This window comes from Actinomadura sp. WMMB 499 (assembly GCF_008824145.1).
Taxonomy (GTDB): domain Bacteria; phylum Actinomycetota; class Actinomycetes; order Streptosporangiales; family Streptosporangiaceae; genus Spirillospora.
The window spans coordinates 2650383-2669078 of the sequence record NZ_CP044407.1 but is presented as its reverse complement, the minus strand read 5'-3'; the positions used below and the strand labels follow the sequence as shown (position 1 = coordinate 2669078).

The following is an 18696-nucleotide window of genomic DNA, read 5'->3' as shown; positions in this document are numbered from 1 at the left end:
CCGGGGCGCGGCGCGGCCGGAACCGGCCACGCCGCGCCCCGCCGTCACGGCCGTGCCGGAAGCGGCCCTCCGGGGCCCGTGGGAACGCGATGCACGGGGTTGGAACGCGGCGGAGGCGGGTACCCGAAACGGCGTGACCCGTTCCCTCCCGGCCGGACCAGCAAAGGACACCGCCCTGAACGCCAGCCACGTCCCCAGTGCGGCGCCCCGCGCCACCACCGCCGCCGCACCGCGCGGCACGTCCGTGTCCCGCGCCGCGGCACCCCGCGGCGCGGGCGCGCCCCGTGACCTCGTCGACCCGATGAAGGACTACCTCTCCCGCATCGGCCGCACCGCGCTGCTCACCGCCGAGCAGGAGGTCGATCTGGCCAAGCGCATCGAGGCGGGGCTGTTCGCCCGGCAGCGCCTCGAGACCCTGGGCGACGCCCTCGACCCGCAGGACCGCGAGGACCTCGCCTGGATCGCCGAGGACGGCCGCCGCGCCAAGGAGCACATGGTGGAGGCGAACCTCCGCCTCGTCGTGTCGCTGGCCAAGCGGTACGTGGGCCACGGCCTGCCGCTGAACGACCTCGTCCAGGAGGGCAACCTCGGGCTGATCCGCGCCGTCGAGAAGTTCGAGTACCGGCGCGGGCTCAAGTTCTCCACCTACGCGGTCTGGTGGATCAAGCAGGCGATCAGTCGGGCGCTGGCCGACCAGAGCCGCACCATCCGCATCCCGGTGCACGTCGTCGAGGTGATGAACCGGATGACGCGCACCCGGCGGCGGATGTTGCAGGAGTTCGGCCGCGAGCCGACGTCCGCCGAACTGGCCGTGGAGCTGGACGTCACCGTCGAGAAGGTCGAGTGGCTCCGCCGCCAGGCCCGCGAGCCGCTGTCGCTGCACACCCCGCTCGGCGAGGACGGCGACGGCGAACTCGGCGACGTCATCGAGGACCCCGAGGGCGGCGACCCGGCCGACGCCGTCGCGTCCTCGATGCTGCGCGGCAAGCTCGACGCGGTGCTGGAGACGCTCACCGAGCGGGAGGCCGGCGTCATCTCGATGCGGTTCGGGCTGGCGGGCGGCGAACCCAAGACGCTCGAGGAGGTCGGCCGCGTCTACGGGGTCACCCGCGAGCGGATCCGGCAGATCGAGTCCAAGGGGATGCACAAGCTGCGGCACCCGTCCCGCCGGGAGACCCTCGCCGACCTGCTGAGCTGAGGAGGCCCCCTCCGTTTTGTCGGTGGGTGCGCCTAGCGTTCGCGGCATGACGAGCGCTGCGCACCCACCGGACGCCGCCCCGGCGTGGAAACGCGTCGCCGCGATGATCGACGCGCGGGACGCCGACGCGGTCGCCGCCGCCGTCGTGGACCTCGACGAGGACGGCCGCCGCGCCGTCGCCGCCGCACTCCCCGGGCACCTCAAGGCCGCACGCGCCGCACGCGAACCCTGGGAGGGCATCGGCGACGTGCTCTGGGCGTTCCGCGCCGCCGGCGCCGGGACGCTCGGCGGCGCCGCGGCCGTCGCGTCCTGGCTGAACCGCCGCGAGTTCAACAACCGGTGGCTCGGCGACCCCGACGACGACGGCCGCCTGCTCGACATCTGGGCCGGGCGCGACGACGCGTGGCGCGCCGACCTCGCGCGCCGCCTCGCCGTCCGCCTGCGCGGCCCCCGGTACGTCGGCCTCAGCCTCGTCCTCACCCTGCTCGCCGAGACCGGAGCCGAACCCCCCGACCACGACCCGCTCGTCGTCGGCTGGACCCTGTCCGGGCCGCCCCGCCCGAAGGACCCGCTGCTCCCCGCGCTGCTGCCGCGCGTCTTCGAGGCCGAAGGCGTCGGGCGGGCGCTGCGGCGGAGCAATTCGTGGCCCGTCACCCTCGCGACGATGGCCGCCCGCGGCGACGCCGACCCCGCCGCGCTCATCGACGGCTGCGTCCGCCGGTTCCTGCGCGGTGGGACGGAGCTCGACCTGCGGTTCTTCGTGCGCCTGCACGACCTGCTCATGGACGACGACCCGTCCGTCCGGCGGGACGAGACCGCCGCGCGCGCCCGCGACTACGTGCGCCTGCTCCCGTCCGCGCCCGGCCCGGTCGCCGGCCACGTCCTCGACCTGCTCCGCGAGGTGCCCGACCTGCCCGCAGCCCTGCTGGCCGAGGCGCTGGACGGCGTCCTGTTCCGGCCGGAGGCGGGGATCGTGCGGAAGGGACTGTCGTGGCTCCGCACGACCGTCCAGCGCCGTCCCGACATGGCGGACGCCTGCGCGCGGGCCCTCGCGCGGGCGTTCGGGCACGAGTCGTACGCGGTGCGGGAACGGGCCGTCCGGCTCGCGCTCGCCCTCCCGGATCGGACGGACGGCACCCCGCTCGCCGCCGCCGCACCCCTGCTCCCGCCCGACCTCGGCACCCGCCTCGCGTCCCGCTACGGCGGCGAGGTCGCCCCGCCGGTCGCCGACGACCCCGACCCGGCCCCCGCCCCCCTCGCTCCGGCGGCGCCGCGGCCCGCCGAGCACGCCCCGCCGCCGATCACGACCCCCGCCGAACTCGCCCGCGCGTTCGCCGACCTCGACCGGAGCCTGGCCGGGATGGAAGGTCTCATGGCGGCCTTCGTCGCGCTGGCCCGCACCGAACCGGACGCGGTCCGCGCGGCCCTCCGGCCGGTGCTGGCCCCGGACTTCTACCCGTACATCGAACGTGAGCGGACGTGGGCCCGGCTCCCCGAGTGGTTGGTGGCCGCGGGGCGATCGTTCGCCGGCTCCGCGCCCGTCCCGGACGACTGGCGCGACCGGATGCCCGGAGTCCACGACGTCTGCCCGGTCGACCTGCTCGCGCTGCATCGGGCCGCCGAACTTCTCGGTGCCGTCGAGGCCGGTTCCCTGCCTCCCGTCTTGCTCGCCACCCCCACCGCCCCGGCCGGACATATCGACGCCGCCGTGCTCACGGCCCGTCTGCGGACCTTCGCGGAAACCGGCGCGACGCCTGCTCCCGCGGACCTCCAGCAAGCCCTCCTACGGCTGCGGCACGGGCCGCATCCGGAGGGCGCCGAGTGCGCCGCCCGACTCGGCACCCCGGCCGCCCGGACCGTCGCGCGCTGGCTCGAGGACCCGCCCGTCGCGCGCATAGCGATGGAGGACGGGCGACGCGGCCGTCCTCGAGCGACGATCGGACTCGAAGGAGTCGCCGGTCCCCTCGTCGACCCCGGCTTCGCCACGACGTTCCCCAACGCCGCCGCGCCCGTCCGATCCCGGTCCTCCGCCGAGTCCGACGGGCCGTTCGTCTTGACGGCTTTCCCGGCGGACGCTGATCCGGACGCCGGGTCCTTGCGACGGCTCGAGCAGAACGCCCGAGATGTCGCGACGCGTTCCGGCGGGCCCGCCCACGACCGTTGGGTGGAGCAGCGGGCCGGCGTGGAGGGACGGACGCCAGGCGCTTGCGTGCCCGCCGCCGAGCCTGTGACGGCCACCGAGACAGATGTCGTGCCCCCGCCCGGACCGGAACGGGACGCCGCGGGGGAGTCGTCCGCCGAGTCCGGCGCGGCGCCGATCACCGGGATGGAGTCGCGGGCCTACGTCTCGAACGGGCCGACGGCCGCGTGGGCGCGGCCGGAACCGCGGCGCGACGGGTTCGGTGCCATCGCCACCGCCCAGGTGGGGCCGTCCGGGACGAGTGCCGGGCCGAGGACCGACGGACCGACCGGGCTACCGCTGATCGACGCCATCATGGCTCCATCGCCCGCCTACCGGATGGGGTACCGGCGCTACACGGACAAGTGGCGGTACTGGCTCCCGTCGCACCGCGAGGTCGCGGCCGCCTATCTGGACCACGAACTGCGCGACGATCACCCTCTGTCGACCGAGCCCGGTTCGCCGTCCGCCGCGCTGTTGGCGTTGACGCCGGCGAACGGGCCCCTCGCCGAAGGGTTCGCGGACTACCTGGCCCGCTGCCTCGGCCACTCGTCGAGCGACCGTGCCGACCGCCGCTTCCTGGACGTCTGCCGTCGTGGCGAGCTCCCGGCGGACGCGCTGGCCCGCCGCACCGATCGTCTCCTGCGGGCCGGGGAGCTGCGTCCGTCCAGGGTGGCCCGGGGCCTGGGGCTCGCCGCCGAAGCGGGGGCGTTCGCCGACGTGTGGCAGGTGCTCACGATCGCGCTGCCGCTTCTCGGCCCCGGCCCGGGGAGGCGGCCGGTCCAGCGGTTCGACCGGTTCCTCGAACTGGGGACGCGGACGGCGCGGTGGTGCGGGGCTCGGGGCGCGATTCCGGAGATCGACGCGCTGGCGGCCCGGAAGGGGACGGCCGCGTACCTGCGGGCCGCGCGTGCCCTCGCCGCGCAGCTCGCGCCGTAGCGGCCGCCCGGGGGCCGGGGCGGCGCCCGGCCGGCCGGGCCTCCTCGTAGAGCCGCCGCCCCGTCGCCGTCGGCTCCACCCGGCGGCTGGTGCGGTCGAACGGCGGCGCGTTCGTCCGGCGTTCCGGCTTCGCGATGGTCTGGCTGATCCGGGCGGCCGAGACGCGCAGCCGCTCGGCGGTGCGCCCGAAGTGCGGTTCCTCGGCCTGGACGAGGAACGCCTCCAGCTCATGTCGCTCGAGCATGGGCCCCCTCGCCGAACCGCGCGTCGGCGGTGCGCGGGGCGCATCCGGTCACACTCGCGGCGGCCCGTTCGTCATGGCTGCGACAACGACGAAGGGGATGGACATGACCCAGATCCACGGGATGGTGGCCGACGGGTTCGAAGCGGTGCGCGAGGAGTTCGCCGCCGTGGTGGCCGAGGAGGACGGCGAGTCCGGCGCGCAGCTGGCGGCGTACGTCCAGGGTCGGCGGGTGGTCGACCTGTGGGCCGGGGACGGGGTCGCCGGTGACACCCTGACCGGCGTCTACTCCTCGACCAAGGGCGCCGCGACCCTGGTGGCGGCGCTGCTGGTGCAGGACGGGTCCCTCGACGTGGACGAGCCGGTGGCCCGGCACTGGCCGGAGTTCGCCGCCGCGGGCAAGGAGCGGATCACGCTGCGGGACGTGCTGTCGCACCGGTCCGGTGTGATCGGTGTCGACGGCGGGCTGTCCGCGGCCGACCTCGCCGACGATCGGGTGATCGCCCGGCGGCTGGCGGGGCAGCGTCCGTACTGGCGGCCCGGTTCGGCGTGCGGCTACGGCGGGTTCGTGTCGTTCGCGATCGTGGGCGAGGTCGTCCGCCGGGTCACCGGCCGTACGCTGCAGGAGATCTTCGAGGAGCGGATCCGCGCCCCCCACGACCTCGACATGCACCTCGGCCTGCCCGCCGGCCTCGAGGACCGCTACCGGGAGATCCTGCCGGGCCTGGCGAGCCCCGAAGATCTCGCCGCGTTCTGGGCGAACGTCCCCGGCCCGCACAGCATCACCGGCATCGGGTACGGCCTCAACTCCACGCCGCCGCTCGACCAGGTCGCGTTCCTCAACACCCGGCGGGTGCGCGAACTCGGCCAGGCATCCGCCGGCGGCGTCGGCGGCGCCCGCGGCCTGGCGGCCATGTACGCGGCCGCGGTGTTCGGGCTGGACGGCCACGCCCCGCTGCTCGAGCCCGACATCGTCGGCGAGTTCGCCATGCTCCACTCCACCGGCGGCGACCTGGTCACCGGCCCCCAGGGCCACTACGCCCTGGGCTTCCAGGCCAAGGGGCCGCGCTACCCGTTCCTGAGCGCGAACGCGTTCGGCCACAACGGTTCCGCGGGCGCGGAGTCCTTCGCCGACCCGCTCCAGGGCCTCGCGTTCGGCTACACGCGCCGCCGCTTCTCCTTCAACTGGTCCTACCCCGAACACGACCGGCTGGCCGCCGCGGTTCACCGCGCGGCCACGGCTTCGTGAGGAACGTTCCGATGACCTCGCACACCCGCCCGGACGGGGGCGGCAAGACGAACCTGGCGCTGCTGGTGATCGCCGCGGCGCAACTGCTGATCGTGATGGACGGCACCATCGTCACGGTCGGCCTGCCCGTCATCGGCGCGGGCCTGGACATCGCCGAAGCCGATCTCGACTGGGTGCTGACGTCCTACGCCCTGGCGTTCGGCGGGCTGCTGCTCGCCGGCGGCCGCGCCGGCGACGTGTTCGGCCGCCGCCGGCTGTTCCGCGCCGGGCTCGTGGTGTTCCTGCTGGCGTCCCTGCTGGGCGGTCTCGCCCAGGACGGCGCGACGTTGATCGCCGCGCGCGTCCTGCAGGGCGCGGGCGGAGCGATCATCGCCCCCGCCGCGCTGTCCCTGCTCGCCGACACCTTCCCGGCCGGGCCGCGGCGCAACAGGGCCCTCGGCGTCTACGGCGCGATGGGCGGCTTGGGTTCGGTCGTCGGCCTGCTGCTGGGCGGCGCGCTGACCGAGTACCTGGGCTGGCGCTGGATCATGTTCATCAACGTCCCCATCGCGCTGGTGGTGCTGGTGGGAACGTTCGTCCTGGTCTCCGGCACCCGCGAACGCGGCGGCATCGACCTGCCCGGCGCGGTCACCGCGACCCTGGCCCTGGGGTCCCTGGTGTACGCGATCAACCGGGCGGGGTCCGACGGCCTGACCGACGGCCGGACCCTGGCCTTCGGCGCGCTCGCCCTGGTGCCGGGCATCGCGTTCGCCGTCGTCCAGCGCAGTGCCCGCACCCCGATGCTGCCGGTCGGCGTGCTGGCCGATCGGGGCAGGGCCGGCGCCAACCTGGTCATGCTGCTGATGGGCGCGGGACAACTGGCCACCTTCTACTTCCTCACCCTCTACATGCAGACGGTCAAGGGCTACTCGCCCATGATCACCGGGCTGGCCTACCTTCCGTTCGCGATCGGCATCGGGATCGGCTCCGGCTTCGTCGGCCCCCGGCTGCAGGCCCGCCTGCCCGCCCGCAACGTCCTCGCCGTCGCCATGGTGGTGGCCGCCGCCGCGATGGTCTGGTTCAGCATGCTCACCCCGGACCAGAACGCCCTGGCCGTCCTGCTGCCCGCCCAGCTGGTCGGAGGCATCGGACTGGGCATCGGGTTCGTCGCCGCCACCATCGGCGGGGTGCAGGACGTCGCGCCCCAGGACTCGGGCATCGCCTCCGGGCTCATCAACACCAGCCAGCAGATCGGCGGCGCCCTCGGCCTGGCGGTCCTGGCGAGCGTCGCCGCCACCGTCACCGAAGGCCGGCCGGCCGCGGCGCCGCTCCCGGACTCGCTCACCCAGGGCTACACCGCCGGCCTGCTCGGCGCGGCCGCCTTCTACCTGGCGGCAGTACTGACCGCCGTCCTGCTCATGCGGCCGCGCCCGGACCGGGGCGGCCCGGGGGCGACCGTGCCCGAGCAGAAGACCGCCTCGCACCGGTGACCGACCGCGGACCCGAACGCCGGTCACATTCGCCGCAAGCCATCCGTCAGACAAGTGACACATCACCGAAGATCGAAAGGAACCCCATCATGACCACCACCACCGGCCAGGAGAAGAACGAGTCCCGGCTGCCCAACCCCGGCGTCCTCGTCCCCGAACTGGGGCAGATCGGTCAGGCCATGTACAAGGCCACCGGCAACGGCTCGGTGCCGCGGGCCACCATCGGCCTGGTGCAGCTGCGCGTCGGGCAGATCGTGGGCAACACCTACCTGACCGTTCTGCACACCGGCAACCTCCGCAAGGCCGGCGAGACCGAGGAGCGCATCACCGGCGTGGCGTCCTGGCAGGACGCGCCGTACTTCACCGACGCCGAACGGGCCGCGCTGGCCCTCGTCGAGGCCGTCTACTCTCCCGACCCGCACGGCGAACGCGTCTCCGACGAGCTGTACGCGCGGGCGTCCGCCCACTACGACGACAAGGCGCTCGCCACCCTCATCATGGCGATCGGCCAGGTCGGCTTCTTCGTCCCCCTCGCCCTCATCGGCAGGCCCCTCGCCGGGGTCTCCCCCGCGGAGCAGTGGCGGGACTGACCCACGGCCGGCCCGGGGTGAGCGCGCCTCCACCCCGGGCCGTGCCCTGCCCGGCCCGCCGCGCGCGGCCGTCGCGTTCGCCGGGTCAGAGGCTCGACGGGTCGGTGTTCGCGCCGCACAGGACGACGGCGACGCGCTCGTCCGGGGCGGGACGGTACGCGCCGGTGCGGAGCGCGGCGACGGCGGCGGCGGTGCCGTGCTCGACGGCGATGCGGTACCCGTCCCAGATCGCCCGCCGGGCCTCGACGATCGCGTCGTCGCTCACCAGGACGGGACGGACGCCGGTGCGGGACGCGACGGCGTGCGCGATCTCGCCGAGGCGGGTGGCGCCGAGCGAGTCCGCGGCGACGCCCGAGACGTCGACGTCGACGGGGCGTCCGGCGGCCATGGCACGTTCCAGTGTCGGGATCGCCTCGGGTTCGACGCCGACGACGCGGGCGCGTCCCTCGAGGGCGGCCGCGACCCCGGCCATCAGGCCGCCGCCGCCCACCGCGATGAGCACGGTGTCGATCCCGTCGGGCAGTTCGAGGCCGAGGGTGCCCTGCCCGGCGCAGACCTCGGGCTGGTCGTAGGCGTGGCAGAACAGGGCGCCGGTGTCGGCGGCGCGCTTGCGGGATGCCTCGGCGGCCTGCGCGTACCGGGTGCCGACCTGCACGACGGTGGCGCCGAGCGCCCGCAGCCGGTCGACCTTCACCTGCGGGGCGGTCTCCGGGACGAACACCTCGGCGGGCACGCCCGCGTGCGCCGCCGCGTGCGCGAACGCGAGGCCGGCGTTGCCGCCGGACGCCGCGACGACGCCCGTGTCGGGCAGCCGCCCCGCGTCGCGGGCGGCGAGGATGTGGTTGAACGCCCCCCGCGCCTTGAACGACCCGGTGTGCTGGGTGTACTCCAGCTTCAGCCACATCTGCCCGGCGGGGACGAGCGGGTCGATCTCCAGCAGCGGCGTGCGGCGGACGCGTCCCGCGATGCGCGCGGCGGCGGCCTCGACGTCCGGACGGGCGATCATCGGGACTCCTCTCTGGCAGGTACGTCCTCCTGTATACCGGCCGCGCGGTCGAGGAGCGCGCGGCGCTCGGGGGCGTTGCGGGTGAGCCCGGCGGCGCGCTCGAACTCGGCGCGGGCCTCGGCGGTGCGGCCGAGGCGGGCGAGCAGGTCGCCGCGGACGCTCGGCAGGAGGTGGTAGCCGCGCAGCGCGGGGGCGCCGGCGACGGCGTCGAGGAGCGCGAGGCCGCGCTCGGGGCCGTCGGCCATCCCGACGGCGACGGCGCGGTTCAGTTCGACGATCGGGGACGGCGCCACGCCCGCGAGGATCCCGTACAGTGCGGCGATCTGCGGCCAGTCGGTCTCGCCGGCGGTGCGGGCGCGGGCGTGGCAGGCGGCGATGGCGGCCTGCAGGACGTACGGGCCGGGCGTCCCGCCGAGTTCCTTCGCGCGCAGCAGGGCGGCGAACCCGCGCCGGATCAGCAGCGGGTCCCACTTCCCGCGGTTCTGCTCGTGCAGCGGGACGGGCTCGCCGGACGGCCCGGTCCGGGCGCGGGACCGGGACGCCTGGATCTCCATGAGCGCGGCGAGCCCGTGCACCTCGGGTTCGCGGGGCACCAGTGCGGCGAGGATCCGGCCGAGCCGGAGCGCCTCCTGGCACAGGTCGGTGCGCACCCAGTCGTCCCCGGCGGTCGCCGCGTACCCCTCGTTGAAGATCAGGTACAGGACCTCCAGGACGGACGACAGCCGCGCCGCCCGGTCGGGCCCCGCGGGGACCTCGAACGGGATCCCGGCGTCCGACAGCGTGCGTTTCGCCCGGACGATCCGTTGCGCGACGGTCGCCTCGCCGACCAGGAACGCCCGCGCGATCTCGTCGGTGGTGAGGCCGCCGAGCATGCGGAGGGTGAGCGCGACCCGGGCCTGCGCGGACAGGACGGGGTGGCAGGCGGTGAAGATGAGCCGCAGGACGTCGTCCTCGATGCGCTCGGGGTCCTCGGCGGCGGCGAACTCGGGCGGCGGCTCCCGCCCCTCGGTCTCCTGCCGGTGCCCGAGCTCCGCCAGCTTGCCGTCGAGGACCTGCGCCCGGCGGATCGTGTCGATGGCGCGGCGCTTGCCGACGGCCATGAGCCAGGCGCCCGGGTTGTCCGGGACGCCCGACTCCGGCCACTGGGCGAGCGCGGCGACGAGCGCGTCCTGCGCGAGGTCCTCGGCGAGACCGATGTCGTGCACCATGCGGGCCAGGCCCGCGATGATCCGCGCGGACTCCAGCCGCCAGACCGCGTCGACGCGGGCATGGACGCGGGAGCGTCCGGTCTCGGAGGTCGTCACGCCGCCGATGAGAGCACCCGCGCCGCCGCCGCGCAAGTTCAGCCCGGAATGTCCTCGGGGCCGAACACCTGCTGGATGACGCCCTGCCCGTCGCCCACGATCCTCCAGAACCGCTTGGACAGCTCGATGGCCTCCTCGCGGCTGCGGACGTCGATCAGCGCGAAGCCGACCACGGCCTCCTTGGCCTCGCTGAACGGGCCGTCGGTGACGGTGACCTCGCCGCCGGAGTTGGTGATCCGGGTGCCGCCCGGCTCCAGCCCGCCGGTCGCGAGCAGGACGCCCGCCTTCGTCATCTCCTCGATGAACGCGCCCATCTCCGCCATCATCTTCTCGTCCGGCGGACCGGGCTGGGTGGAGCCGTCGTCCGTCGTCATCAGCAGGAACCGCATGTCGTCTCCCGTGGGTCGTTCCGTGTGTGCGGCCCGGGTCCCTCCCGGGCCTTCACGGACGCGTCGAAGAGGGGGCGGCCGGATCGACAGCCCGGCCGGAACTTTCTTCGAGAAATTTTCGGATTCGTATCATGGCAGGTCATCGCGGTGCACGGCGCCGTGGCGGCGGCATCGGCCGGGAAGCGCGCTCGCTCGGGCCAACGGGGACATTGGGCAAAGCCACGCTCGGCGGGTAACTTTTCTCCGTCGGCACGATCCGCGTCCGAGGAGGCGCCCCGTGGGAGAACCACCGCGCGCGTCCGGTGCGCCGTCCGCGTCCGGCGGCGCTTCGGGGGGCCTGCCCGTCCGGGGGCGGGAGTTCGCCGGCCCGACCGTTCTGCGCATGCTCGTCGGCGCGCAGCTGCGGCGGCACCGGGAGGCCGCCGGCATCTCCACCGAGGCGGCCGGCTACGAGATCCGCGGCTCGCACTCCAAGATCAGCCGGATGGAGCTGGGGCGCGTCGGGTTCAAGGAGCGGGACGTCGCCGACCTGCTGACCCTGTACGGCGTCACCGACCCGGGCGTCCGCGAGCCGCTGCTGGCGCTCGCCGAGCACGCCAACCAGCCCGGCTGGTGGCAGCGGTACGGGGACGTCGTGCCCGGCTGGTTCGAGCCGTACCTGGGGCTGGAGCAGGGCGCCGTGCTGATCCGCCTGTACGACGTGCAGACGATCCCGGAGCTGCTGCAGACCGAGGACTACGCGCGGGCCCTGCTGCGCGCCCGGCACCCGGAGACGCCGGACGAGGAGGTCGACCGGCTCGTCGAGCTGCGGATGGAGCGCCGCCGCGTCTTCGACCGTCCCGAGCCGCTCCGGCTGTGGGCGGTGATCGACGAGGCGGCGCTGCGGCGCGCGGTCGGCGGGCCCGCGGTGATGCGCGACCAGCTGCGGCACCTCATCGAGATGGCGCGGCGGACGAACATCACCGTGCAGGTGCTGCCGTTCTCGGCGGGCGGCCACGCGGCCGAGGGCGGCCCGGTGACGCTGCTGCGGTTCGCCGAGCCCGAACTGCCCGACGTCGTGTACCTGGAGCAGCTCACCGGCGCCCTCTACCCGGACCGCCCGTCCGAGATCGCCCGGTACCAGGACGTCCTGAACCGTCTCGGCGTCCAGTCCGAGCCGCCCACCCGGACCCCGGACGTCCTGCGGGCCCTCCTGGACGAGTGACGCGCGCGGAGTGACCGGCGTCCGGGCCGTCAGCCGCGGCGGAACAGCCGGGCCCCGGCGGCGAACGCCGGCACGGCGAACCCGAGCGTGACGGCGGCGCCCGCGGCGACCGTCCCGTTCGCGTAGTTCCCGAGGTACGCCTGCCGTACCGCGTCGGCCGTGTACCGGAACGGGACGGCGTGGGAGAGCCCGTCGAGCCAGGCGGGGGCGAGGGACATGGGCAGCAGCAGCCCGGACACCAGCATCAGCGGCAGCACGGCCGTGTTGGTGATCGCGGCGAACTCCGGGGGCGTCCGGACCTTCATCGCCAGCCCGTACGACAGCGCGGACAGCGCGCCCGCCAGGACGGCGACGAACGCGAGCCCGAGCGCGATGCCGGCGATCGGGGCGCGCAGCCCGAACACCAGCCCGAGCAGCACCAGCAGCGCCGACTGGGCGGTGAGCTGGACGACGTCGCGCAGCGTCCGGCCGAGCAGCAGGGCGGCGGGACGCACCGGCGTGGCGCGCATCCGGTCGAGCACCCCGGAGCTCTTCTCGATGATGAGGCCGAGCCCCACGAAGGAGCCGCCGAGCAGCGCGAGCTGCACCAGCAGGCCGGGGACGAGCGCCTGCCAGGACGAGCCGTCCACGCCGAGGCGGAGGCCGGTGAGCAGCGGCCCGAACAGGGCGAGGAACAGCAGGGGCTGCAGCATTCCGAAGAACAGGTTCGTCTTCGAGCGGAGCGTGGCGCGCATGTAGCGGCCGAACACGACGCCGGTGTCGGTGAGGAAGTCGCGCATGGTTCCGGTTCCGTTCAGATCGCGACGGGGGCGCCGTCGGCGGCGGGGCGGCGCCCGGTGATCGCCAGGAAGGCGTCCTGCAGGCTCGCGGCCGGGCCGCCCGCGTGCCGCGCCTTGAGGTCGGCGGGGGAGCCGTCGGCGACGACCGTCCCGGCGTCGACGACGACCACTCGGTCGGCGAGCGCGTCCGCCTCGTCCAGGTAGTGGGTGGTGAGGACGACCGTGGTGCCGCGCTCGGCGCGGATCCGGCGGACGAGGTCCCACAGTTCGGCGCGGGCGCCGGGGTCCAGGCCGGTGGTCGGCTCGTCGAGGAACAGCACCTCCGGCCGGCCGACCAGGCCGAGCGCGATCTCCAGGCGGCGCCGCTGCCCGCCGGAGAGCGCCCCGGCGGGCCGCTCCAGCAGGCCGGTGAGGGCGAGGTCGGACGCCAGCTCGGCGGCGCGGTCGCGGGCGTCCGGGCGCGGCAGCCGGTGCAGGCGGCCCTGCGTGACCAGCTCCTCCAGCACCGGGCAGGCGGGGTCGAGCCCGCCCGCCTGCGCGACGTACCCGATGTGCCGCCGGACGCCCGCCGGGTCGCGGCGCAGGTCGCACCCGGCGATCGTCGCGTCGCCGCCGGTCGGCGCGAGCAGCGTGGTGAGCATGCGCAGGGTCGTCGTCTTCCCCGCGCCGTTCGGGCCGAGGAGGCCGAGAATCTCCCCGCGCTCCGCCGCCAGGTCGATGCCGCGCACGGCGTGGACGGGGCCGGTCTTGAGGTCGAAGGTCCGGGTGAGGCCCCGGACGTCGATGACGGGCGTGGACATGCCCAGCATAAAATCACAATCGACTCTAAGTTTGCAATCGACTCTAAGTTTGGACGGCGTTAGAGTGACGGCATGGCGGAGGGGCTGCGGGAGCGCAAGAAGCGGGAGACGCGCAGGCGGATCGCGGACGCGGCGGCGGGCCTGTTCGTGGCGCGCGGGTTCGACGCGGTGACGATCGCCGAGGTCGCGGAGGCGGCGGACGTCTCGGTCAACACCGTCTACAACTACTTCGAGGCCAAGGAGGACCTCGTGTTCCCGCCGCACCACGGGAGCCGGCTGGCCGACATCGTCGCCGCCCGCGAGCCCGGCGAGTCCGCGGCGGGCGCCGTGCTGCGGCGGCTGCGCGAGGAGGTGCGGCGCCGCGACCCGGCCCTCGGCCTGACGCCCGGTTTCGCCGGCTTCCACGCGATGATGCGGGCCGCCCCCACGCTGCTCGCGCGGCTCGACGACATCGCCGTCCGGATGGAGGCCGACCTCGCCGCGCTGCTCGCCGCGGAGACCGGCGCGGCCCCGGACGACCCGCTCCCCGGGCTGGTCGCGGGGCAGATCGGCTGGCTGCACGCGCGGGTGCTGATGGAGGCGGGCACGCGCACCGAAGCCGGCCATGACGTGGACGCCATGGCCGGCGCGATGCTCGGGCTGCTGGACGCGATCGAGGGCCTGCTCGGCCCGCGCGTCCTGGACTACGCCCGCCGGTGAGTCACTTCGCGGCCGGGCGGTAGGTCGCGATGATGACGCCGTTCTCGAACGTCCGGGTACCGACCAGTTCGAACGAGGCGCCGAACCCGTTGCGGCTCAGCAGCTTGGACGTGCTGTCGGGCCCGACGATCACGGGGTGGATCCACAGGTGCAGTTCGTCCAGCAGCCCGTGCTCGATCAGCGTCTCCGTCACGACGCCGTAGCCGTACTGCAGGATGTTCTGCCCGTCCTGCTTCTTCAGTTCGGCGATCTTCGCGGCGGCGTCGGCCCGCTTGATGATCGTGCTGTCGCCCCACTCGGCCTTCTCGAGCGAGTCGGACACGACGTAGTGCGGGAGCGAGTTCATCCGGGCGCCGAAGTCGCCGGTCTGCTCCTCCATCGCGGGCCACGTCTCGGCGAAGGCGTCGTAGGTCTCCCGGCCGGCCAGCAGGGCGTCGGAGGAGAACAGGAGCTCGCGGCCGTATTCGGCGGCCTCCTCGCCGAAGTAGGGCATGGTCCAGATCTGCGGGTCGTCGATGACGCCGTCGAGCGTGACGTAGGTGGAGCTGATGATCTTGCGCATGTCTTCCTCCGGTTTTCGGGTGTTCAGCCGTACGGGTGAGCGTTGCGTGCGTCGCGGAGGGCGCGGGCCCACCACGACAGGCGGTCCAGGGTCGTGGACACGGCCGTGTTGCATTCGGCGCCGGACTTCGGCCAGGAGCCGTCGGCGGCGAAGTCGCGCCAGTAGCAGGGCAGGGCGACGCCGTCCCGGATCGGGACGGCCTCCAGCTCGGCGAACACCTCGCGGAGCTGCGCGGCCGCCTGCAGGCCGCCCGACTCGCGGCCGTAGGACACGACGGCGACGGGCTTGGTCCGCCACTCGTCGTAGAACCAGTCGATCGCGGTCTTGAGCGCTCCCGGGTAGCCCCGGTTGTACTCGGGCGTCACCACCGCGAACGCGTCCGCCGCCGCGAGCCGCAGCCCGAGCGTCGCGACCGCCGGCGGCGCGGGCTCGTCCTCGTCCGGGAGCGCCTGGGGGAGCGCGCACGCGGCGAGGTCGACGAGGTCGACGTCCAGGTCCGGGCGCCTGCGGGCCCGCCCGGCGAACCACTCCGCGACGGTCGGGCCGAACCGCCCGCGCCGCGTGCTGCCGATGATCACCGCCACCCGCAGCCGTCCGTCGTCCGCCATGTCGACCACCTTCGCCCTGTTCCTGCTGACGGGAACCACTCTGCGCCAGAGGGTTTACGGGATCCTTACGGTCGCCTTCCGGTCGGGCGATCTGCCGGAAATGCCCCAGGTCGGGGCGGGTGTCGTTAGGGTCGTCGCATGCGATTCGGGGTACTCGGCACGCTCGCGGTATGGACGGACGACGGCGGGCTCGTCCCCGTGCCCGGCATCAAGGTGCGGGCGCTGCTGGCGGACCTGCTCGTGCACGAGGGGCGGCCCGTCCCCGCCGACCGGCTGATCGACGACCTCTGGGGCGACGCGCTTCCCGGCAATCCCCCGGGCGCGCTGTCGGCGAAGGTGTCGCAGCTGCGGCGGGTGCTGGAGGACGCCGAACCGGGCGCGCGGGCGCTCGTGGAGTCGCGTCCCGCCGGGTACCTGCTGGCCGCCGCCGACCGGCGGGTGGACGCGCGGCGCTTCGAGTCCCTCGTGGCGGAGGCGCGCGCGGCGGCGGACCCCAAGGCGCGGGCGGGGCTGCTCGGCGAGGCGCTCGGCGCGTGGCGCGGCGCGCCGTTCGCGGACTTCGCGGACGAACCGTTCGTCCGTCCGGCGGCGGCGCGGCTCGAGGAGCTGCGGCTGACGGCGCTGGAGGAGCACGCGGAGGTGCGGCTGGAGCTGGGCGAGCACGGGGCGCTGGCCGGGGAGCTCGCCGCCGCCGTGGCCGCGCACCCGCTGCGGGAACGGCTGCGCGCCGCGCACTTGCGCGCCCTGTACCGGGCGGGGCGGCAGCATGAGGCGCTGGAGGCCTTCGACCGGTTCCGGGCGCTGCTGGCCGACGAGCTGGGCCTGGACCCCGGCGTCGAGCTGGCCGAGCTGCACGGCGCGATCCTGCGCCAGGACCCCGCGCTGGACGCCCCGGCCGGACGCGCGGCGGCGGGGCCCGCGCGGCCGCGCACGAACCTGCCGGTTCCGCCGACCGAGCTGATCGGACGGGACGGCGCGGTGGCGGACGTCCGCGCCCGGCTCGGCACCGACCGGCTGGTCACCCTGACCGGGCCGGGCGGCGTCGGCAAGACGCGCCTCGCGGTGGAGATCGCCGCCGGGCTCGCGGACGGGCCCGCGAGCGGCTTCGCCGACGGGGTGTGGCTGGTGGAGCTGGCGGCGGTCGACCGGGCCACCCTCCCGGACCTGGCCGAGGTCGCGACGGCGGTGCTGGACGTCCGGGACGCGCCGGGCGGCCCCGACGCGCCCCTCGACCGGCTCGCCGCGGCGCTCGCCGAGCGCCGCCTGCTGCTCGTCCTGGACAACTGCGAGCACGTCGTCGAGCAGGCCGCCGAGCTGGCCGAGCGGCTGCTGGGCCGGGTCCCGGGGCTGCGGGTGCTCGCGACGAGCCGGGAGCCGCTCGGCACGCCCGGCGAGGTGGTGTGGGCGGTGCCGCCGCTGGACGTGCCCGCCCGGAACCGGACCGGCGGCGCGGACGGGACGGACGGGACGGTCGACGCGGCGGCGCTCGCGGAGTCGAGCGCGGTGCGGCTGTTCGCGGCGCGGGCGGAGGCGGCGGCGCGCGGGTTCCGGCTGGACGCCGAGACGGCCGCGGCGGTCGCGGTGCTGTGCCGCCGGCTCGACGGGATCCCGCTGGCACTCGAACTCGCGGCGCGGCGCGTCCGGACGCTGGGCGTGCAGGGGCTCGTGGCGCGGCTGGACGACCGGTTCCGGCTGCTCGCGACGGGCCACCGGGGCGCGCCGCCCCGGCAGCGCACCCTCACCGCGATGATCGACTGGAGCTGGGACCTGCTGGACGGGCCGGAGCGGGCGGTGCTGCGGCGGCTGTCGGTGCACGCGGACGGCTGCGCGGTGGACGCGGCCGAGGCGGTGTGCGCGGGCGGGGACGTCCCGGCGGAGGAGGTCCTGGACCTGCTGGTCCGGCTGGTCGACCGGTCGCTGGTCGTGCTGGTCGAGCGGCCGGGCGAGGAGCCCCGGTACCGGCTGCTGGAGTCGGTGGCCGCCTACGGGGCCGACCGGCTGCGCGAGGCGGGCGAGCACGCGCGCGTCCGGTCCCTGCACAGTGAGTACTACACCGCCCTGGCCGAACGCGCCGACCTGCGGGGCGCCGGGCAGGCGCCGTGGCTGCGGACGCTCGACGCCGAGGCCGCGAACCTGCGCGCGGCGCTCGACACGGCCGTCGCGGAGGGCGCCGCCGACCGCGCGCTGCGGTTGGCCGGGGCGCTCGCCTGGTACTGGTTCCTGCGCGGCCGGCTCGGGGAGGCGCTGCGCTCCCTCGACGCCGCGCTGGCCCTGGACGGCGGCACGGCCGTCCGGCGCGCCCGCGCGGTGGCGTGGCGGACGGGGCTGACGATGCTGAAGGGCGACGTCCGCGACTGGTCCGCGCGCAGCGCGGCGGCGCTGCGCGCGGTGGACGCCACGGGGGACGCGCACCTGGCGGCGTGGGCGCGGTGGTTCCTGGCGTTCGCGGGCTCCGACGTGGACGACGTCACGGCGGTCGCGCCCGTCCTGGCCGAGGCGCTCGAGTCGTTCCGGGCGTCCGGCGACGTGTGGGGCGAGGCGGCGGTGCTGCTGCTGCGCGCCAAGCACGCGCACGTGCGCAGCGACCTGCCCGCGCTGGAGCGGGACGCCGGACGCGCCGCCGTCCTGTTCGGCGGGCTCGGCGACCGGTGGGGGCGGCTGCAGGCCACCGAGTGGCTCGGCGGGCTGGCGGAGCTGACCGGCGACTTCGACCGGGCGGAGCGGCTGCACCGCGACGGGCAGCGGATGGCGGAGGAGCTGCGGCTGTGGCCGGACGTCACGGGACGGCTGGCCTGGCGCGGCTGGATCGCCGTCATGCGCGGCGACCCGGCGGCGGCGCGGGAGCTGTGCGACCGGGCGATGCGGCTCGGGACGGAGCGGGGCCACCTGCAGGCGGTCAGGTTCGCGGAGGCCGGGATGGCGCTCGCGGCGCGCTACGCCGGGCTGCTGGACGAGGCGCAGGACCGGCTCGCGGCGATGATGGAGGGCGCGTCGCCCGACGAGTTCCCGCCGCTGTCGCTGACGCTGAGCCAGCTGGGCCTGGGGTACGTGGCCGAGCTGCGGGGCGACGCGGGCACGGCCGTCCGGTTCCACCGGGACGCGCTGGCCGTCGCGCTCCGCCAGGAGTCGCCGCGCGACCTCGCGGGCGCGCTGGAGGGGCTCGCGGGCGCGTACGGCCTGGCGGGGGACCACGCGGAGGCCGCGGCGCTGCTGGGGAAGGCCGCCGCCGTGCGCGCCGGGGTGCGGGCGCCCGCGAGCCCGGCGGAGCGCATCGACATCGACCGGGCCGCCGGACGGGTCCGGGCGGCGCTCGGCGCGGACGCGTTCGCGGCGGCGTTCGCGGACGGTCCCGGCCGCGACCCCGCGGACGTCCTGCGGCACGCGGAGGCGGTCGCGGGCGGGCCGTCGCCGTGGCGGGGCCCGCCCGCCGGCGGGTGATTCACCGATCGAGGCCGACCGCGTCCCGCACCTGGTGACCAG

At 75.5% G+C, this 18696-nt stretch carries 14 protein-coding genes and 2 pseudogenes; 8 read left to right on the top strand and 8 right to left on the bottom strand.

From position 1 onward, the window contains the following. Positions 1-295 precede the first annotated feature (295 nt). Both F7P10_RS11475 and F7P10_RS44220 read left to right on the top strand, forming a co-directional pair. Positions 296-1198 (top strand): annotated as a pseudogene (locus tag F7P10_RS11475) (RNA polymerase sigma factor); the annotation flags it as partial. 46 nt (positions 1199-1244) lie between these two features. Further along, entirely contained in the window at positions 1245-4316 is a 3072-nt protein-coding gene (locus F7P10_RS44220) for a DUF6493 family protein (RefSeq protein ID WP_254716547.1), read from the top strand. A gap of 115 nt (positions 4317-4431) precedes the next feature. Here F7P10_RS44220 and F7P10_RS44215 read toward each other — a convergent pair. Beyond that, positions 4432-4560, bottom strand: a pseudogene (locus F7P10_RS44215) (LysR family transcriptional regulator); the annotation flags it as partial. Between the two features lie 103 nt (positions 4561-4663). Here F7P10_RS44215 and F7P10_RS11465 point away from each other — a divergent pair. The 3 genes from F7P10_RS11465 to F7P10_RS11455 all read left to right on the top strand — a co-directional run bounded on the left by F7P10_RS11465 (position 4664) and on the right by F7P10_RS11455 (position 7865). Beyond that, positions 4664-5806, top strand: coding sequence for a serine hydrolase domain-containing protein (locus F7P10_RS11465; protein WP_151009338.1), 1143 nt, complete (start codon positions 4664-4666; stop codon positions 5804-5806). Positions 5807-5817: 11 nt separating this feature from the next. Then, entirely contained in the window at positions 5818-7275 is a 1458-nt protein-coding gene (locus tag F7P10_RS11460) for an MFS transporter (RefSeq protein WP_151009337.1), read from the top strand. Between the two features lie 89 nt (positions 7276-7364). Next, positions 7365-7865, top strand: a complete 501-nt coding sequence (locus F7P10_RS11455; protein ID WP_151009336.1) for a carboxymuconolactone decarboxylase family protein — start codon at positions 7365-7367, stop codon at positions 7863-7865. A gap of 85 nt (positions 7866-7950) precedes the next feature. On the opposite strand, the gene F7P10_RS11450 is transcribed toward F7P10_RS11455, so the two are convergent. The 3 genes from F7P10_RS11450 to F7P10_RS11440 all read right to left on the bottom strand — a co-directional run bounded on the left by F7P10_RS11450 (position 7951) and on the right by F7P10_RS11440 (position 10564). Continuing rightward, positions 7951-8871 carry a threonine/serine dehydratase gene (locus tag F7P10_RS11450; protein ID WP_151009335.1) on the bottom strand — a complete coding sequence of 307 codons (921 nt, stop codon included), beginning with the start codon at positions 8869-8871 and terminating at the stop codon, positions 7951-7953. Continuing rightward, a complete protein-coding gene (locus tag F7P10_RS11445; protein WP_151017970.1) occupies positions 8868-10079 on the bottom strand; it encodes an RNA polymerase sigma factor in 1212 nt (403 codons plus the stop codon). Before F7P10_RS11445 ends, F7P10_RS11450 begins: the two co-directional genes overlap by 4 nt. 134 nt (positions 10080-10213) lie before the next feature. Further along, positions 10214-10564: a YciI family protein gene (locus F7P10_RS11440; RefSeq protein WP_151009334.1), complete on the bottom strand. Its 351-nt coding sequence runs from the start codon at positions 10562-10564 to the stop codon at positions 10214-10216. Positions 10565-10946: 382 nt separating this feature from the next. Here F7P10_RS11440 and F7P10_RS11435 point away from each other — a divergent pair, with 382 nt between their 5' ends. After that, positions 10947-11768 carry a helix-turn-helix transcriptional regulator gene (locus tag F7P10_RS11435; protein ID WP_151017969.1) on the top strand — a complete coding sequence of 274 codons (822 nt, stop codon included), beginning with the start codon at positions 10947-10949 and terminating at the stop codon, positions 11766-11768. A gap of 29 nt (positions 11769-11797) precedes the next feature. Here the strand turns inward: F7P10_RS11435 and F7P10_RS11430 are convergent, their stop codons facing one another. Next, a complete protein-coding gene (locus F7P10_RS11430; RefSeq protein ID WP_151009333.1) occupies positions 11798-12547 on the bottom strand; it encodes an ABC transporter permease in 750 nt (249 codons plus the stop codon). A gap of 14 nt (positions 12548-12561) precedes the next feature. Continuing rightward, positions 12562-13347, bottom strand: a complete 786-nt coding sequence (locus tag F7P10_RS11425) for an ABC transporter ATP-binding protein (RefSeq protein ID WP_151009332.1) — start codon at positions 13345-13347, stop codon at positions 12562-12564. Between the two features lie 72 nt (positions 13348-13419). On the opposite strand from F7P10_RS11425, the gene F7P10_RS11420 reads away from it, so the two are divergent. Continuing rightward, entirely contained in the window at positions 13420-14046 is a 627-nt protein-coding gene (locus tag F7P10_RS11420) for a TetR/AcrR family transcriptional regulator (RefSeq protein WP_151009331.1), read from the top strand. A gap of 1 nt (position 14047) precedes the next feature. On the opposite strand, the gene F7P10_RS11415 is transcribed toward F7P10_RS11420, so the two are convergent. Both F7P10_RS11415 and F7P10_RS11410 read right to left on the bottom strand, forming a co-directional pair. Next, the gene (locus F7P10_RS11415; protein ID WP_151009330.1) at positions 14048-14608 is read right to left on the bottom strand and encodes a dihydrofolate reductase family protein; all 561 of its coding nucleotides are present in this window, start codon (positions 14606-14608) and stop codon (positions 14048-14050) included. Between the two features lie 23 nt (positions 14609-14631). Next, positions 14632-15216 (bottom strand): NADPH-dependent FMN reductase, encoded by a 585-nt coding sequence (locus F7P10_RS11410; RefSeq protein ID WP_151009329.1) that lies wholly within the window; start codon positions 15214-15216, stop codon positions 14632-14634. A gap of 138 nt (positions 15217-15354) precedes the next feature. Here F7P10_RS11410 and F7P10_RS11405 point away from each other — a divergent pair, with 138 nt between their 5' ends. Continuing rightward, entirely contained in the window at positions 15355-18654 is a 3300-nt protein-coding gene (locus F7P10_RS11405) for a BTAD domain-containing putative transcriptional regulator (RefSeq protein WP_151009328.1), read from the top strand. Positions 18655-18696 lie beyond the last annotated feature (42 nt).